At 59.8% G+C, this 13,774-nt stretch carries 16 protein-coding genes; 8 read left to right on the plus strand and 8 right to left on the minus strand.

Annotation, left to right across the window (positions count from 1 at the left end; all coding sequences use genetic code 11):
* A complete protein-coding gene (locus AC2444_RS03985) occupies positions 1 to 459 on the plus strand; it encodes a hypothetical protein (RefSeq protein WP_012756465.1) in 459 nt (152 codons plus the stop codon).
* Positions 460 to 1,150: 691 nt separating this feature from the next.
* Here AC2444_RS03985 and AC2444_RS03990 read toward each other — a convergent pair.
* Positions 1,151 to 1,495, minus strand: coding sequence for an ArsR/SmtB family transcription factor (locus AC2444_RS03990; protein ID WP_012756466.1), 345 nt, complete (start codon positions 1,493 to 1,495; stop codon positions 1,151 to 1,153).
* Positions 1,496 to 1,602: 107 nt separating this feature from the next.
* On the opposite strand from AC2444_RS03990, the gene AC2444_RS03995 reads away from it, so the two are divergent.
* Positions 1,603 to 2,349 (plus strand): glucose 1-dehydrogenase, encoded by a 747-nt coding sequence (locus tag AC2444_RS03995; protein ID WP_012756467.1) that lies wholly within the window; start codon positions 1,603 to 1,605, stop codon positions 2,347 to 2,349.
* Positions 2,350 to 2,531: 182 nt separating this feature from the next.
* Here AC2444_RS03995 and AC2444_RS04000 read toward each other — a convergent pair whose 3' ends face one another.
* Positions 2,532 to 3,431: an AraC family transcriptional regulator gene (locus tag AC2444_RS04000; RefSeq protein WP_128449127.1), complete on the minus strand. Its 900-nt coding sequence runs from the start codon at positions 3,429 to 3,431 to the stop codon at positions 2,532 to 2,534.
* Positions 3,432 to 3,582: 151 nt separating this feature from the next.
* Here AC2444_RS04000 and AC2444_RS04005 point away from each other — a divergent pair, with 151 nt between their 5' ends.
* Entirely contained in the window at positions 3,583 to 4,341 is a 759-nt protein-coding gene (locus AC2444_RS04005; protein WP_012756469.1) for an SDR family NAD(P)-dependent oxidoreductase, read from the plus strand.
* Between the two features lie 44 nt (positions 4,342 to 4,385).
* Positions 4,386 to 5,060, plus strand: a complete 675-nt coding sequence (locus tag AC2444_RS04010; RefSeq protein ID WP_128440311.1) for a glutathione S-transferase family protein — start codon at positions 4,386 to 4,388, stop codon at positions 5,058 to 5,060.
* Here the strand turns inward: AC2444_RS04010 and AC2444_RS04015 are convergent.
* Positions 5,017 to 5,934 carry an AraC family transcriptional regulator gene (locus tag AC2444_RS04015; RefSeq protein ID WP_041935636.1) on the minus strand — a complete coding sequence of 306 codons (918 nt, stop codon included), beginning with the start codon at positions 5,932 to 5,934 and terminating at the stop codon, positions 5,017 to 5,019. The genes AC2444_RS04010 and AC2444_RS04015 overlap by 44 nt on opposite strands.
* 157 nt (positions 5,935 to 6,091) lie before the next feature.
* Between AC2444_RS04015 and AC2444_RS04020 the strand changes: the two genes are divergently transcribed.
* Positions 6,092 to 6,478 carry a limonene-1,2-epoxide hydrolase gene (locus AC2444_RS04020; protein WP_012756472.1) on the plus strand — a complete coding sequence of 129 codons (387 nt, stop codon included), beginning with the start codon at positions 6,092 to 6,094 and terminating at the stop codon, positions 6,476 to 6,478.
* Positions 6,479 to 6,945: 467 nt separating this feature from the next.
* Here the strand turns inward: AC2444_RS04020 and AC2444_RS04025 are convergent, their stop codons facing one another.
* The 4 genes from AC2444_RS04025 to AC2444_RS04040 all read right to left on the minus strand — a co-directional run bounded on the left by AC2444_RS04025 (position 6,946) and on the right by AC2444_RS04040 (position 10,343).
* Positions 6,946 to 7,488, minus strand: a complete 543-nt coding sequence (locus tag AC2444_RS04025) for a BA14K family protein (protein WP_012756473.1) — start codon at positions 7,486 to 7,488, stop codon at positions 6,946 to 6,948.
* A gap of 894 nt (positions 7,489 to 8,382) precedes the next feature.
* Entirely contained in the window at positions 8,383 to 8,787 is a 405-nt protein-coding gene (locus tag AC2444_RS04030; protein WP_012756475.1) for a hypothetical protein, read from the minus strand.
* A 158-nt stretch (positions 8,788 to 8,945) separates the two neighbouring features.
* Complete coding sequence (locus AC2444_RS04035) at positions 8,946 to 9,380, minus strand: hypothetical protein (protein ID WP_012756476.1); 435 nt, start codon at positions 9,378 to 9,380, stop codon at positions 8,946 to 8,948.
* A 72-nt stretch (positions 9,381 to 9,452) separates the two neighbouring features.
* The gene (locus AC2444_RS04040) at positions 9,453 to 10,343 is read right to left on the minus strand and encodes a LysR family transcriptional regulator (protein WP_012756477.1); all 891 of its coding nucleotides are present in this window, start codon (positions 10,341 to 10,343) and stop codon (positions 9,453 to 9,455) included.
* Positions 10,344 to 10,447: 104 nt separating this feature from the next.
* Here AC2444_RS04040 and AC2444_RS04045 point away from each other — a divergent pair, with 104 nt between their 5' ends.
* Complete coding sequence (locus tag AC2444_RS04045; RefSeq protein ID WP_012756478.1) at positions 10,448 to 11,317, plus strand: SDR family oxidoreductase; 870 nt, start codon at positions 10,448 to 10,450, stop codon at positions 11,315 to 11,317.
* A 33-nt stretch (positions 11,318 to 11,350) separates the two neighbouring features.
* Positions 11,351 to 11,824 (plus strand): AtaL-like protein, encoded by a 474-nt coding sequence (locus tag AC2444_RS04050; RefSeq protein ID WP_012756479.1) that lies wholly within the window; start codon positions 11,351 to 11,353, stop codon positions 11,822 to 11,824.
* Positions 11,825 to 11,889: 65 nt separating this feature from the next.
* Here the strand turns inward: AC2444_RS04050 and AC2444_RS04055 are convergent, their stop codons facing one another.
* Positions 11,890 to 12,582, minus strand: a complete 693-nt coding sequence (locus AC2444_RS04055; RefSeq protein ID WP_012756480.1) for a type 1 glutamine amidotransferase domain-containing protein — start codon at positions 12,580 to 12,582, stop codon at positions 11,890 to 11,892.
* 121 nt (positions 12,583 to 12,703) lie between these two features.
* Between AC2444_RS04055 and AC2444_RS04060 the strand changes: the two genes are divergently transcribed.
* Positions 12,704 to 13,636 (plus strand): LysR family transcriptional regulator, encoded by a 933-nt coding sequence (locus AC2444_RS04060; RefSeq protein ID WP_012756481.1) that lies wholly within the window; start codon positions 12,704 to 12,706, stop codon positions 13,634 to 13,636.
* Positions 13,637 to 13,774: the final 138 nt, after the last annotated feature.

The raw sequence follows: 13,774 nt of genomic DNA on the forward strand, positions 1-13,774 counted from the left end.
GTGAAGCGTCTCAACAGGAAACTAGTCATCATTTTGCTGCTGGTGTGGCTGTTGCCGGGAATGCTTGCCGTTTTCGTGAGGATGGCTGGCTTTAACTTCCTGCCGTCCATCGAATGGACATCCAAAACGAATAATCTTTCGATTGCGGCCGGTCTGCTCCCGGCGGCGTTTCTGTCATGGGTCGCCTGGAAAGCCATGGACGTTACTCCGGTCGGCGATGGGAAGGCGGCTATTGCCATGTTTTCAGCCCCCATCTTTGCTTACTTATTGGGAAAGAACCTTTTCGCTGTTGCCTTGCCGATGACGCTCGCCATGGTCGCGGGCCATCAGGTCGAGCTCCCTTTTACCGTGGCACACCCCGATCGATGGGGCGACTCCAAATGCCCAACACCAGTTGAGCTCGAAGGCCTACCCTTTCTCTTCGACACAATTGCCGTGTCCGAGACGATGTCAGGATGAGCCTGTTGCCGGGTAAGCCTGCTGTCGTCACCGGCCGAGGCACCAGCCTGGGCCTCTTTGCGGAAAGTCTGAGCCCGTAAACCGAACAAGCGCAACCGCCGCAGCGGTGCTCCTTGCATTCAACCGGTGTCGGCACGCGCGCTTCGCCTTCGAGGCCGGTGGGGAGCGCTTATTCTGGGTCTACTGTAAAAAGTGCACCCACCATAATGAAACTTCGTGTCGACCTTTTCCGTAGTCGAAATAATCCACCGGCAGACCAGCCGCGAGCTTAGCATCCGACATTGCCTTTCGTTCCGCCATGCATGAGTTATCAAGCATTGAAGCGACTTTTTGCGGATCTTTGTTTGAAACAAGATACGATTTTGTGGTCCGCTCCAAGCACTTGCCCAATGCACTCCCGGCTGACCCGACGCGGCGTATCTCTGGGGTGTCATAGGGTGAAGTAGCACACGACGCTAGAGCCGTTACAACGCTCAGAATAATGATCGTATATCGCAATGCATTCCCCGCTAAAATTGAAGTCTTGTTGAGTCCAGCTTCGCCATCGCTACCACTGAAGCCCATGTTTCAACACCCGCAATCGAAGATCATCGGTCAAGACTCGTGCCATCATCCACCTCTCCAAAGTGGATCTTGAATCAGCTTCGACCTGCGCCGTCATTCACAATTGGGGATTATGCTCTAGTGGCTATCAGTCCGCCTTCGGCTGCCCGGGAAGCTGGCCGTAAGCCGTCAGGATGGCCCTGATCAGGCCTGGGAAACGTTCGTCCAACTCGGTGCAGCGCGTTTGATTGCGCATCTCCACACCCTGGCGCTCGCTCATGATCAGCCCGGACTCGCGCAGCACCTTGAAATGGTTGGACAGCGACGACTTTGGAATGACACGGTCGCCGAGATCGGCAAGCGCAGAGCACGTCCCGCCACCGCCGGCGCCGGCAAGCTTTGCATAAATGGCAACGCGCTCCGGATCGGACAGCGCATAGAGGATCGCCTCGGGCTTGATGTCCTCCAGGGCTGGGTGAAAGAGCGGTCTCATGAATTTTATATAGCGTCCCTTGACATCGAGATCAACAGTTCCGAATTTCTGAACTATGGAACAAGCCTGCCAATCCCGGCGGCTATCCAGATCTGAAGGAACGAGAAATGGCTAAGCTCACAGGAAAGGTCGCTGTCGTAACGGGCGCCTCCAAAGGCATTGGCGCTGCGATTGCCAAGGCGTTCGCAGCTGAAGGTGCAAAAGTGGTGGTCAACTACGCTTCGAGCAAGGCGGGAGCGGACGCCGTGGTTGAGGCGATCAGCGCGGCCGGTGGCAAAGCCATCGCGGTGCAGGGCGATGTTTCGAAGGCCGGTGAGGCACAGGGGCTGGTCGATGCTGCGGTCAAGGAGTTCGGCAAGCTCGACGTGCTGGTCAACAACTCAGGCGTGTATGAATTCGCGCCGATCGGTGAGGTGACCGAGGAGCAATATCGCCGCATCTTCGACGTGAATGTTCTCGGTGTTCTCCTGACCACCCAGGCAGCGGTCAAGCATCTCGGCGAGGGCGGCAGCATCATCAACATCTCCTCGGTGGTCACCAGCCTGGCGCCGCCAGACTCCGCCGTCTATACCGGCACGAAGGGAGCCGTCGAGGGCATCAACAGCGTGCTTGCCAAGGAACTCGGCCCGCGCAAGATCCGCGTCAACGCCATCCTGCCAGGGATGGTCGAAACCGAGGGCACGCACACGGCCGGCGTTATCGGCTCGGATTTTGAACAGACCATCGTCGCCCAGACGCCGCTCGGCCGCATCGGCCAGCCGGACGATATCGCCGGTGTCGCCGTCTTCCTCGCTTCCGACGATGCGCGCTGGCTGAGCGGCGAACGATTGGCCGCCAGCGGCGGTTTCCGCTAAAGCGCGTCGCGATCTTTCAGATTCGCTTGGCCCGCGCTTCAGGTCTTTGGTTTTGCGCATGTCGCGCAAAACCGCTGCACACTTTTGCGCGACATGCTCTAGCTGTGGCGATGGTGTGCCTGCGCCAAGCCGCAATGCGGGCTGGCAGCTCGGCGTCTTGGAGATTGGCCCGCCGCAGACGTCTACGCCACCGTCGGGTGTTCAATCGCTTGACGCATCTCCTGGACATGCCGCGCCGGCGGCGCGCCAAATTGCCGAAGATACTCGCGGCTGAATTGCGAGGCGCTCTCGTATCCGACCGCGAACGCCGCATCCGACGCGCTATGGCCGCCCGCTAGCAACAGTTGGCGGGCTTCCTGCAATCTCAGCTGCTTTTGATACTGAAGAGGACTGAAGCCAGTGATCGCCAGGAAATGGCGATGCAAGCTTGCGCGGCTCATCCCGCTGGCATCGCAAAGGGCCTCGATGCGAAGCTGCGCGTCGGGGTGGTCCCTGATCCACGCGATGGCGCGCCGGACGCGGGCCAAGGCACCTTCAGGCCGTGCGATCTGACGCAGCAATCGCCTCTGTGGGCCCTGCAGCAACCGGTAGAGTAGCTCGCGCTCGATCATCGGGCTGAGAATGGGAATATCCGCCGGGTTATCGAGCAACGACAGCAACCGGAGCAATGTATCGCGAAGCGGAGCGATCATTGGATTGACCGCGACGCCCATGCCTTTCTGATCGCTCTCTCGTACGGAGGGCATGGTCGCTGCCAGCTCTGCCAACAGCCCCGGCTCCAGGACGAGTGAGACCGCGACATAGGGGCGACCCTTGCCGGCATCCAGAATTTGCCCAGTCAGCGGTAGGTCGAGAGCACTGATGAAATACTGCGCGCTGTCGTAACTCAGAAGGGTGTCGCCGATTGCAACGCGCTTAGACCCTTGCAGAATGAAGCAGATCATCGAGCGATAAAGGCAAGGCACCTTGCCCATGGTGTCTTGTCCTACGAACATGTCGAGGCGGGGGATCAGTGTGTCCGTCGAGCCCGTCGCGGCATGACGCAACACAATGTCCAGATGCGGCGCGAGATCGTCTGTCATTTCTCCAGTGTGCCACGGCCCCGCGAAAAAGCAAAGGTTTTGAGACAATCAGGCAAGAGGTTGAGCCGATCGGGCGTGTTCCCAACCCGGCGTTTGCCTATCTTGGATCCAACAAAAGCGCCTGAGGGCGCGACATCCGAGAAAGGCAGCCATGACCCACCCTATCGCACTTATCACCGGCGCAAGCCGCGGCCTTGGCCGCAACATGGCGCTTCACCTGGCCAAGCGGGGGGTCCATATCATCGGCACCTACCGTAATGGCATGACCGAGGCCAACGCCTTGCGTCAGGAAATAGAAGCGCTGGGCGGCAAGGCGTCGATGCTGGCGCTTGATGTAACCGACACGGCGAGCTTCCCGGCATTCGTTGGCGCCGTCACCGAGACGCTCAGGTCGGACTTCCACCGAGATCGTTTCGACTATCTCGTCAATAACGCCGGCAACGGCCTGTTCTCGAATTTTGTCGATGCGACCGAGGAGCAGTTTGCTTCCCTGGTTTCTACCCATCTCCAGGGGCCGATTTTCCTGACCCAGAAGCTTCTGCCGCTGATCGCGGACGGCGGGCGCATACTGAACGTCTCGTCCGGCTTCGTGCGCTTCACCTTGCCGGGGTACAGCCTCTACGCAGCCATGAAGGCGGCGGTCGAGGTGCTTTCACGTTATCTGGCTGTGGAGTTGGGTGAACGCAGGATTCGCGTCAACGCCATCGCGCCGGGCGCCATCGCAACCGATTTTGGTGGCGGCGCAGTGCGCGACAATGAGGGCGTGAACGCATACGTGGCGCAGGGCATCGCGCTGGGCCGCGTCGGCCTGCCGGACGATGTGGGCGGCGCCGTCGCCGCGATCCTGTCCAACGACATGGCTTGGGCCAATGGCACCACGTTCGACATCTCGGGAGGACAATTGCTTTAGACCAGGCAAGTGCTCCCCAGATTGTCGGTTATCGAGAGGCCATCATGACAACCAGCAAGCTCACGCTCATCAGCCATCCGCTATGCCCGTTCGTTCAGCGTGCGGCGATCGTCCTTTTGGAGAAGGGCGTGTCGTTCGACAGGATCGACGTCGATCTCGCTGACAAACCGGACTGGTTCCTGGCGCTTTCTCCGACAGGCAAGGTGCCCTTGCTGAAGGTGGAGCGGGCGGATGACAGGGACGCAACTCTGTTCGAAAGCATGGTGATCTGCGAATATCTCGAAGAGACGCAGGGCGGCGCAAGGCTCTACTCTGAGGACGCGCTGTCGCGCGCTCAACAGCGCGCGTGGATCGAATATGGCACGGCGACCCTCGCCGAAGCCTGGCAATTCCTTAACGCCAAGGATCGTGCGACCGCAGACGCCAAGCGGGCAGCGTTCCGAAACCGGCTAGAGAGGCTCGAAGATGTGCGTGACCGGGGGCCCTACTTCTCTGGATCGACGTTCAGCATGGTCGATGCGGTGTTCGCGCCTCTGTTCCGGTATTTCGACCTCATCAACCCGACCGTGACGCAGATGATATTTCAGGGGCTCCCACGCGTATCCATATGGCGTGAGGCTTTGGCATTACGAGAGAGCGTCGTCGCGGCCGTGGGGCGGAACTACGGTCGCCGCTTCAAGCAACATCTGGCCGAGCAACAAGCGATCTTGGCCGATTGATTCCCCCCAAGCCCGCTTTCGCTCTCTCGGTGTCTTGACCCGGCGGCGCTCCGAAGAGACGCTTGTACTCACGGCTGAACTGCGAGGCGCTTTCATAGCCGACCGCAAACCCCACCTCGGCTGCACTCACCTGGTTCGCGATCATGCGACGGCGGGCCTCGTGGAGCCGGATATATTTCTGATACTGAAGCGGGCTGACGGCGGCAACGGCTTTAAAGCGGTCGTAAAACACGGATACGCTCATGCCCGCGAGCGCAGCGACCGCCTTGAAATTGAGGCGCTCGGTGTAGTGGTCGCGGATCCAAGCCATGGCCTTTCGGATGTGCATCAGGCGCGAGTCAGATCCGACAATCTGACGGAGCAGGCCGCCGTGCGGTCCCATCAGCAGCCGAAACATGAGCTCGTGCTCCAGAGACTGAGCCATGACCGGGATTTCGGTTGGGCGATCGAGTAGTTCCAGTAGTCTTCCCCAAGCGCCCAGAAGCGACGCGCTCGCGGTGCTAACGCCGTATCCCGATTCAATCGGCAACTCTGGTATCGCTGCCATTTCAAGTACGAGATCCGACAGCAGGGCGGGGTCCAAAAATAGACCGACTGCGAGAAACGGTTGATCCTCTGACGCCTCACAGATCTGACCCAATGCAGCGATCTCAGCCGCGACAATCATGCTTTGGCCAGGACCGTACTCAAACATCTTGTCGCCGATAAACATGCGCTGAGTTCCCTGGATCACCAGGGACGCCGCAGGATCGTAGATCAGCGGGTCGATCTCGGTTGTATGGTCGAGGGTGTAAGCGAACAGTCTCGGCAGTTGAGGACTCTGACGGCCAGCGTGGCGCATCGCCATGGCGCGGATTTTGTCGAGTTCGCTCATCATGGCATCTTAATTCGATTGCCCAGAATTATCAAACTTTCCGGAAAATCAGGCAATGATAGCGGAAGATCTGGCATCGTGACGTCGCGGTTCAAAGCCTATCTTCAGGCTCAACACCGAGGCCATGAGGCTTCTAAATCACCTATGAGGAACTGCCATGCCCAACCCAATCGAAACTGTATCGGCTTTTTGCGCCACGTTCGTTGAAGACGGCGGAAGGCCAGCCGTCCGTCGCTGGTTCACACCCAACACGCGCTGGGTCAACGAAGGTGTTTCAGTTACGACGGGCGCCGAAGAGGCTATCGCCATGATCGACGGGCTGGAAACGTCGATGGGCATCTCGACGGTCCATATCGACATGCTCGCGATTGCCGCCGACGGATCTCGCGTTCTCACCGAAAGGCTCGACCGGTTCGAGCGTGCCGACGGCAGCGAAATCGGACGCGTGATGATCATGGGCATTTTCGAGATCGACGGTGACAAGATTGTCGAGTGGCGGGACTATTTCGACGTTACAGCCGTCCAGAAGTTCGCTGCCGGCTGAGACGCCGGCTTGCGAACAATGGGGCTGGACGCGGAGATTATTGTCTCCGTGATCAGCACAAAGCGCCCAATTAAACTCTCGACGACAGGCCGTAATCCTGCCCGCGGAGATGGCTCATTGTTCCAAAGATCGACGAAACTCCCGCTACGCTGGTCGTCTCCGCTGATGTCAAATCTTCTGCATTGAGACATGGAGGCTGTTCAATGTGGCATGCGCTCGTAGCCCGGGTCGTTGTTATGTTTTCCACGGTTGCCTGGTCGCCGATCATGTCCGGATGCGTCGCTGTCCTTGCTCCAAACTCACCCCACGCTCCGTCCTCCTCGGGCTTGACCCGAGGATCCACACTCTCGCCTCCACCGGCGGCGAAGCGCATCGCGAACTTTCAGATTCGCTTGTCGCGCTTTAGGTCTTTGTTTTTACGCAATGTCGTTATCGCAAAACCGCTGCACACTTTTGCGCGGCATGCTTTAGTAGGGCGAGACGCACGCCCGTCGCGGACCGTAATAGGGCTGGAACGTGTTGTCGTAAGCCCTGTAAGACCGGTAGCGCGAGTAGCACCAGCTCGTATGTCCGTTGCCGCCACTATAGACTTGGCGGTACGAGCGCGGCGCGTAGTAGCGCGGACGGTAAATGGTCGAGCCGTAGTAGCGCGGCGGACCGTAATAGGGCGATCCGTAGTAGCCCCGGTCGTAGTAGCCCTGATCGTAGTAGCCCCGACCGTAATAGCTTCGGCCATAATACGGCTGCGCCAGCATTCCGCCGATGATTGCGCCGGTCGCGAGCCCGCCGAGACCCCAAGCCCAATTGTCGTTGCGGTAGCCACCCCCGCGGTAGCCTCGATAGCCGCCTCGGTATCCACCGCGGTAGCCGCCGCGATAGTTTCTGTACTGGACCGGCTGCGCCTCCGCGGCTTCGATCTTGGGCACGGCAACGGTGGGAAACGCCATGGCCGGCGGGACGCTCGTCAGCGCCGTCACCAGCGACAGGATAACGATTGCTAACCTTTTCATTGGCTCATCTTTCCTTCGTAAGCGCTGCGCGACGCATGCGGCGCGCAAGGACGTTTCGGCCCTTTAAATGCGCTGGTTAATTTTATCCTAAAATCGACTTTGATTCGAGGAATTATGCAGGAAAGCTTTTCGTCGACGGCGGGTTCCCGCGAAAGCACGCGACCGCCTTCCATCATCTCATATGAGCCGCTGCGCGCTCCATGAATCATGCAACGCAGGGCTCATCCATGAGGCCGGCAAAGCGCGGTCATCACCTGCCGATATAGGCGGCTAATTCGTCAGCCGTACCATCGGGGAAGGCCTGTTTGAGAAAAGGTGCGCGCGACTGAATTTCGCTCAGCTTTATCATGCTAGTGTCACTGACCAGCTAGCCCGAATGGTTTGGGATGAATTTATTGCTTCGGACAATCTACGCGCTGATATTCGTTCTCACCGCTGCGGCGAGCGCCCACGCATGCGCAGCACCTCGAGGATTTTTGTCGGATTTGTTCGACGCTGACGTCATTGTCCGGGGGACTTTCCGGGACTACGAAGTTTTAAAGCCTGGTGAGGCGAGGGTGACCCTCGAAGTACTGGAGGCCCTGAAGGGGAGCGTTCAACAAGGCCCATTGTCATTCAGTTGGACACGAAGCGGGCTTGCGGACCAGTGGACGGGGCTGAACGACGTGATTGTTGCTCTCAAGCGATCGGATCCGGATAATGGCGAAGGCTATGAAGTCATGCGTGGCTGCCGGGTGCAGGGAATCTACCGGACGGACGGGTACAGAGAAAGCGTGATTGAGATCATAGCTAGGAGCGCTCGTTGATCCGCTGCTGCCCAACTCTACTGCGGTGCTGACCAATGCGCCTGTTCCTTATGCGCTGGCCGATTTGCGCCACGCCGGACGTTTCGGTCTACGTTTGGTATGTGTCCAGAGTTGGAGATAGTTCTTCGCAATCCTCACGAAATCGACCGCGCGACAGAAACAACTTCAGAGCCTCCTGCGCCACCGGCTTGATCCGTTCAGCGCACCCCGACTGAATGTATTCTGCCTCGCTTTGGAAGTGCCGGGTTTCCATGCTGATATCCTCCAGCATTCGCCCCAGCGCATCGACGGTCCGCTCTTCATCGGTCGTGATCGCGCTATTTGGCCTCACAACCAATTGCCCGTCACGCCAATAGTCGTAAAAACCTTCGAAGAACTCATTGTAATTCACTTCAATGAGACCTTCGTTTCCCTGAGCGAGAACTTCGATGGCGTCGATGATCCGATTTCGCCACCGTTGTTCAACGATGCGATCTGAAACTTCTTCATCCAAAACCGGCACTCCCTTTGCCCATCCCTCTGCACAGAGACTAGTGGCTTTTACGGCAGCTGCAACGCCCGCTCATGGCGCACCGTTGCCATAGATACCAACGCCGCTGGCCTTTGACATGAATTGGGATCTTTGCAGGAATAAGTTCTCTTATTTGCCACCTACTGCTGAAGCTCGGCATCATGCGCAGCTTTCAATGCGTCGCATCCTCCAAGCTCTTTCGTCGTGGCCAACGCCCACTCCTGCACCTGCGGTTCGGAGATCGCCAGACCGGGGTCTCCATTCTGAGCGAGAAGCTTCAGGCTCGCCCCCTCAAGCTTTGCAATCGCCGCCTCGACATCGGAATAGATCTCTGTTCCAGGACCACAACCTTGTTTCTCGACGTATTGTAAAAATCGCGGGCCCATCGGCTTCGGCTCCGCCTCGCAATATCTCTCCGCAAGCACATGCATGGTCAGCGCGTAGTCAATTCCTACGAAACGCGACTCGAACGGTTCGTTAGGCTTGAAACTGGTTCTGCAAAAATTTGGCGGTTGTGCATTGGCGGCAGCGAGCGGCACGGACGCTAATATTGCGCCAAAGAGATAACGAAACACACTGCTCTCCTTCGGATGTCGATCTCGTCGGTTATGGGCCAGACTCTCTACGCCCGAAAGCGGGTTCAGTCATCACCTGCCAATATAGGCGGCCAGTTCGTCAGCCGTCCCATTGGGGAAGGCCTGTTTGAGAAAGTCCAGGAACGCCGATACGCGCGCGCTGAGCAGCCGCCGTGAGGGGTAGAGCGTCCAGAGGGCGATCTCGGGGGCGTCCATATCCCCCCAATTGACCAATGTGCCGTCCGCTAGGTCATGGCTCACCAGCGAAATGGGAAGACGTCCTGCACCGACGCCGGCGCGCACCGCATCGCGGACCATGATCAGCGTCGCCAAGCTCAGCACAGTCTCGATCCTGATCGCCGACCGGCCGCCTGGTGTCTTCACCTGCCATGTTTGGGCTTCGCCGGCGCCGCGCGCAACGCCGGGAGCGGCACGTCCGCCGGTCGGGCGGGGAAGATCGGGGCTTGCCACCACCACCAGCCGGTCGCGCAGAAACACCCGTCCGACCAGGCTTTCGTCGGGATCCGGATTGACCCGGATGACCAGATCATAGCCTTCCTCGATCATATCGACAGACCGATCCTCACTCGTTACCTCGAGCCTGACCTCCGGATATTGGAGGGTAAAGCCGGCGGCGATCCTGCCCATAGCGGTCTGGGAAAAATGCAAAGGTGCGCTGATCCGCAATCTGCCCTTGGGTTTTTGACCGCCTGAGGCAATCGCTGACGCCGTCTCGTCCAGCTCGGCAAGCAGTGCCCCCGTCCGCTCGAACAGCGCCCGTCCTTCTTCGGTGAGCTTCAGGTTCCGCGCACCCCGTTCAAACAGCCGTAGATCAAGTCCGCTTTCCAGCTCGGCGACACGCCGCGACAGGGTTGCCTTCGGCCGGCCGGTGGCCCTTGCCGCTTTGCCGAAGCCACCATGGCGGGCAACGAGATTGAAATCGGCAAGCGCAAGAAGATCCATGAGTGTTCCACCAGCGAGACTGTGCGTCTAAAATTTCTGTCTATCGGACTACCAGTGAACCACACATATTCGAGGTGTCAAGCAACCCAACACGGAGAAAGACCATGACCATTCTCGTCACCGGCGCCACAGGCAATGTTGGCCGCCAAGTCGTCGAACACCTCGTCAAGCGCGGCGCCGATGTCCGCGCTCTTGTCCGCGACCCATCGAAAGCCGAATTCCCGGCTGGCGTCAGCGTCGTGCAGGGCGACTTCCTGGACGTCGACTCGCTGCGCAACGCCATATCAGGCGTGTCGACCCTGTTCCTGCTCAACGCCGTGGTGCCGGACGAATTCACCCAGGCTTTGATCGCGCTGAACGTCGCCCGGTCGGCCGGCATCGAGCGGATCGTCTATCTGTCGGTGATCCACGCCGACGTCTACGTCAACGTGCCGCATTTCGCCGGCAAGTTCGGCGTCGAGCGGATGATCGAAGAGATGGGTTTCAAGGCGACGATCCTGCGCCCGGCCTACTTCATCCAGAACGATCTGACGGTCAAAGACGTCATCACCGGCTACGGCGCCTACCCGATGCCGATCGGGCCAAAGGGTCTCGCCATGATCGACGTGCGTGATATCGCCGAGATCGCCGCCCTTGAACTGCTGCGCCGCGAACAGGCTGCAGCGCCGCTGGCGCTCGACCGGATCAACCTCGTCGGTCCGCAGACACTCACCGGAGCCGATATCGCCGCTATCTGGTCCGACGTACTTGCCCGTCCGATCCATTATGGCGGCGACAATACCGAGGGCTTCGAGCAGAATCTCAAGCAGTTCATGCCCGCCTGGATGGCCTACGACATGCGCCTGATGGGCGAACGCTTCCTGACCGACGGGATGCTGCCTGAGGCGGGCGACGTCGAGCGCCTGACAAAGTTGCTCGGACGCCCGCTGCGCTCCTATCGCGCCTTCGCCGCGGAAACCACTGCCTCCGCCTGAGGCAGCAACAGCGATCTCAAAAGGACGATCACCATGATCTATTCGACCGCCACAGTTCCGGTGAACCCGGAAGGCGAAACCCCTTTGACGCGCGCCGAGGCCTGGCAAGGTCTCGAACGCAAGGCACGCGACGCCCGGCTCTTTCTTCCCGCCGGTCTCTGCACCCGTTGCGATGTCGTCGAGGAAAGCCCGACCCATTTCGTGCGCGAGGCGACGATTGCCGGGCAGGATCTGCGCGAGATCATCACCCTCGACCGGCAAAGCAAGGTCACCTTCTTTCAGGCAACGGGGCCACGCGAGGGAGCGATCATCAACGAGCTTTTCGAGGATGAAGAAGGTCAGCTGCAGCTGCGCTTCTACTGCTATCTCGGCCTGCGCGGCAAACAGCCGAACGGCCCGGAAGAGCAGGCCGAGCAGGCGCAATTCGATGGCGAAACGGGCTACAAGGCCGCACTGCTGTCGACGCTGAAGCGGACCCGCGAACTGCTGGCAGAGGGAAAGCTCTGATCATCGCCGCAACACAAGCAACAGGGCGGCTGGTCCTGGGTTTATCCGCGACCAGCCGCTCTGTGTCAGGCGGCCTTTGCCGCCGTCACGGCGGCGAGCAGAATGCCGGCGGTCTCCACCGATGAGCCGGGGTTCTGCCCGGTGATGAGCAGGCCGTCCTTCACAGCATAGGACGACCAGTCGTCGCCGCTGGAATAGATGCCGCCGTTCTCCTTCAACATGTCCTCGACCAGGAACGGCACCACCTGGGTGAGGCCGACGCCGTCTTCTTCGGAGTTCTTGAAGCCGGTGACGTGTCTGCCCTGAACCAGCGGCGTGCCGTCGGCAGCCTTGACGTGGCGCAGCACACCCGGGGCGTGGCAGACAAAGGCGACGGGCTTGCCGGCCTGATAGAGCGATTGGATGAGGGCGATCGAATTCCTGTCTTCCGCCAGATCCCAAAGCGGGCCATGGCCGCCCGGATAAAACACCGCGTCGCAATCGTCATGGGAGACCGAAGCGAGCTTTACGGTCGAGGCGAGCACGGCCTGGGCATCCGGGTCGCCATGGAAGCGAAGGGTCTGGTCGGTCTGGAAGCCGGGTTCGTCGCTCTTCGGGTCGAGAGGCGGCTGTCCGCCCTTCGGCGATGCGACGGTGATATCGGCGCCGGCTTCGAGGAAGGCATAATAGGGAGCGGCAAATTCTTCGAGCCAGAAGCCGGTCTTCCGGCCGGTATTGCCCAGTTGGTCGTGCGAGGTGAGAACCATGAGGATTTTCATCTGGAGATCCTTTCGAGACAGATGTGATCGGTTGCTGTCGATGAGGGGATCATGCCTCGGCCGCTCTCATTCCTGAAATTTATTTCTTTGATTTCAGTTATGCGTTCGGCAATATATCTGGATGAAGTATGACCTCAACCTCCTGCCTGTCTTCGTGGCGCTCATGGAAGAGCGCAATGTCACGCGCGCAGCCGAACAACTGGGCATGACGCAACCGGCCGTCTCCAACGCCTTGAACCGCCTTCGCGAGACGTTGCGCGATCCGCTGTTCATCCGCGAGCGCTATGGCATGAAGCCGACTGAGATGGCAGAGGCACTTGCTCCGGTGATCCGCGGGGCATTGGCGAGCCTCGATGACGTCATTCTCGGTCAGCAGGCGTTCGATCCGGCGCGGGCGACACGGCAGTTCACCATCGCCCCCAATAGTTACGTCGAGTTTGTGCTGATGCCGGTGATCGTGGCGCGGCTGCGCGAATGCGCGCCCGGGATCAGGCTGCGCCTGACGCCCTTCGGCAATGATCTGGCCGAGACCGGCGCGATGTCAGGGGCGACGGAAATGGTGCTCGGCAGGATCGTCGAGCCGCCTGATAACATGGTCGTGCAGCATCTCATGGATGATGGGCTGGCCTGTGTCGTGCGCAAAGATCATCCCGAGATCGCCGAAAGCATCTCCGAGGAACAGTATCAGCGGATGCGGCATGTCAACGTGCTTCCGCCCGGCCGGATGCGCGTCGGCCTGTTCCAGATGCTGCAGCAGGCCGGTCTCAGGCGCGACGTTTCGGTCTCCGTCACCCATTTCCTGGCCGTCCCGGAAATGGTGGCCGTCACCGACTACTGCGCCACACTGCCCCGGCTGATCTGCCATCGCCTTGCCCGCGACCCACGTCTCAAAGTCCTGCCCGCACCGGTCGATCTCGGCCGCTTCCCGGTCGAGCTGGCATGGCATGTCCGCTACCGAAACGACCCCGCCCATCGGTGGCTCAGATCATTGATATCAGAGGTGGCAAAGGAAGTCTCCGACGCCGCGGTGGCAGAAGCGATGGCTGGAAATTGAAACGGGTGTTTGGGGCCTCGGCGATGCCTTCATGGGCGAAATTGCGGGCCAAACTGGTGTTGATGGCACCCTATCATGTCGGCATACGTCGCTGTTCCGGCTGCGGACGCCACCCCGCGCTCCGTCCTCCTCGGGCTT

This window comes from Rhizobium sp. WSM1328 (assembly GCF_057653715.1).

Excerpts from the sequence above, each read along its gene's own strand:
- AC2444_RS03990 (WP_012756466.1), bottom strand. The coding sequence starts at position 1,495 with ATGAGACCGCTCTTTCACCCAGCCCTGGAGGACATCAAGCCCGAGGCG.
- AC2444_RS03995 (WP_012756467.1), top strand. The coding sequence starts at position 1,603 with ATGGCTAAGCTCACAGGAAAGGTCGCTGTCGTAACGGGCGCCTCCAAA.
- AC2444_RS04000 (WP_128449127.1), bottom strand. The coding sequence starts at position 3,431 with ATGACAGACGATCTCGCGCCGCATCTGGACATTGTGTTGCGTCATGCC.
- AC2444_RS04005 (WP_012756469.1), top strand. The coding sequence starts at position 3,583 with ATGACCCACCCTATCGCACTTATCACCGGCGCAAGCCGCGGCCTTGGC.
- AC2444_RS04010 (WP_128440311.1), top strand. The coding sequence starts at position 4,386 with ATGACAACCAGCAAGCTCACGCTCATCAGCCATCCGCTATGCCCGTTC.
- AC2444_RS04015 (WP_041935636.1), bottom strand. The coding sequence starts at position 5,934 with ATGAGCGAACTCGACAAAATCCGCGCCATGGCGATGCGCCACGCTGGC.
- AC2444_RS04020 (WP_012756472.1), top strand. The coding sequence starts at position 6,092 with ATGCCCAACCCAATCGAAACTGTATCGGCTTTTTGCGCCACGTTCGTT.
- AC2444_RS04025 (WP_012756473.1), bottom strand. The coding sequence starts at position 7,488 with ATGAAAAGGTTAGCAATCGTTATCCTGTCGCTGGTGACGGCGCTGACG.
- AC2444_RS04040 (WP_012756477.1), bottom strand. The coding sequence starts at position 10,343 with ATGGATCTTCTTGCGCTTGCCGATTTCAATCTCGTTGCCCGCCATGGT.
- AC2444_RS04045 (WP_012756478.1), top strand. The coding sequence starts at position 10,448 with ATGACCATTCTCGTCACCGGCGCCACAGGCAATGTTGGCCGCCAAGTC.
- AC2444_RS04050 (WP_012756479.1), top strand. The coding sequence starts at position 11,351 with ATGATCTATTCGACCGCCACAGTTCCGGTGAACCCGGAAGGCGAAACC.
- AC2444_RS04055 (WP_012756480.1), bottom strand. The coding sequence starts at position 12,582 with ATGAAAATCCTCATGGTTCTCACCTCGCACGACCAACTGGGCAATACC.
- AC2444_RS04060 (WP_012756481.1), top strand. The coding sequence starts at position 12,704 with ATGAAGTATGACCTCAACCTCCTGCCTGTCTTCGTGGCGCTCATGGAA.